Source organism: Bradyrhizobium sp. 179, from assembly GCF_023073535.1.
In the GTDB taxonomy this organism is placed as follows: Bacteria; Pseudomonadota; Alphaproteobacteria; order Rhizobiales; family Xanthobacteraceae; genus Bradyrhizobium.
In genome coordinates this window covers 1-1,427 of sequence record NZ_JADPJR010000017.1, presented here as the reverse complement: position 1 = coordinate 1,427, position 1,427 = coordinate 1, and the positions used below count along the sequence as shown (strand labels likewise).

The window sequence follows — 1,427 nt, the reverse complement described above, 5'->3', positions numbered from 1 at the left end:
GCTACGGGATGCCCGAAAGTGATTCCCAGCGATTTCTGGATGTGATTCAAAGCTTTGACCGGTGCGGTAGGAGCTTTGAATGTCATTCGGCGATATCCGGGTTGCGGAGCGGGCTGACTGGTTGGTCGAGCGGGTGGCGACGGCGGGCACGTTGGTCTTGCGCAAACTGGGTGAGACGCGTGCAGGCGAGAAGGCCATTCACCGGTTTCTGTCCTCGCGCCACGTATCGGTCGATCGCATCGTGGAGACTTTGGCTGCGCGAACTTCAGCACAATGCAGAGGTCGGCGTGTTCTGGCGATCCAGGATACGAGCGAGATCAACTTCTCCGGCCGTGACAAGAAGCGCCGCGGCTTCGGCCCCGGCGGGGACGGCAAGACACCCGGCTTCTTCATCCATCCGGTGATTGCTCTCGATGTCGAGAGCGAGGCCGTGGTGGGGCTTGTCGACGCAGAGATCTGGACACGTTCGGAAGGACGGGTTGCCTCTCGCCGCAAGCGCGCCCTTGAGGACAAGGAATCGATGCGGTGGCTGTTAGGTTGTCAGGCCGCCGCCGGCGTGTTGTCGGAGGCTGCCAGTGTCACGATGGTGGCCGATCGCGAGAGCGACATCTACCTGTTGTTTGCGCGCAAGCCAGAGCGGCTCGATCTGATCGTGCGCGCCGCGCAGGATCGCAGCCTATGCGATGGCAGAATGCTGTTTGCGGCACTTGCCGCAGCGAAAGTGCTGAAAACAAGCCTGGTCAAGGTAGCGCCGCGCGGTCCCGGCGACAAAGGGCGCGTGGCGAGCGTCGAGCTTCGCGCCGGGATCGTGTCGCTTGCTCGACCACAGAGCTTGAAACGGTCGGAAGCTTGCGATGCCATTGAAATGACATTGGTGGAGGCGCGGGAGATCAATGCGCCCGCCGGCAAAACACCGCTGTCGTGGCATCTGCTCACGACGCATCCCGTCGCCAGCGCCGCGGATGCCGATGAGATCGTACAGCTCTATCGGTTGCGCTGGCGCATCGAGCAGGTCTTCCGCGCGCTCAAAAGCGATGGCCTTGCCCTCGATGATAGCCAAGTCATCGATGCCGATCGTATGTTCAATCTCGCCGCCATCGGGCTTGCCGGGGCCATCCGCACCATACAACTCGTCGACGCCAGAGACGGTAGTTCCCGTCCCATCAGCGATGTGATCGACCCGTCCTTCAGACCAGCGCTCGAGCACCTGTCAAAGACGCGTGAGGGCAAGACCGCGCGCCAGCAAAACCCACATCCTCCCGACTCTCTCGCCTTCGTCGCTTGGATTGCCTCTCGGCTCGGCGGCTGGAATTGCTACGGCAAACCGCCAGGCCCAAAGACAATGCGAGACGGCTGGGACCGCCTCGCCGCAATCCTCGAAGGTTATCTGCTTGCAATCCAAAGCATAAAACCGGGAATCCCATAGC

The 1,427-nt window shown here is 61.7% G+C and carries 1 protein-coding gene; it reads left to right on the top strand.

The window, feature by feature from the left end:
• The first annotated feature begins 79 nt into the window (after window positions 1-79).
• Entirely contained in the window at window positions 80-1,426 is a 1,347-nt protein-coding gene (locus IVB12_RS03360; RefSeq protein WP_247295635.1) for an IS4 family transposase, read from the top strand.
• Window position 1,427 lies beyond the last annotated feature (1 nt).

Excerpts from the sequence above, each read along its gene's own strand:
- IVB12_RS03360 (WP_247295635.1), top strand. The coding sequence starts at position 80 with ATGTCATTCGGCGATATCCGGGTTGCGGAGCGGGCTGACTGGTTGGTC.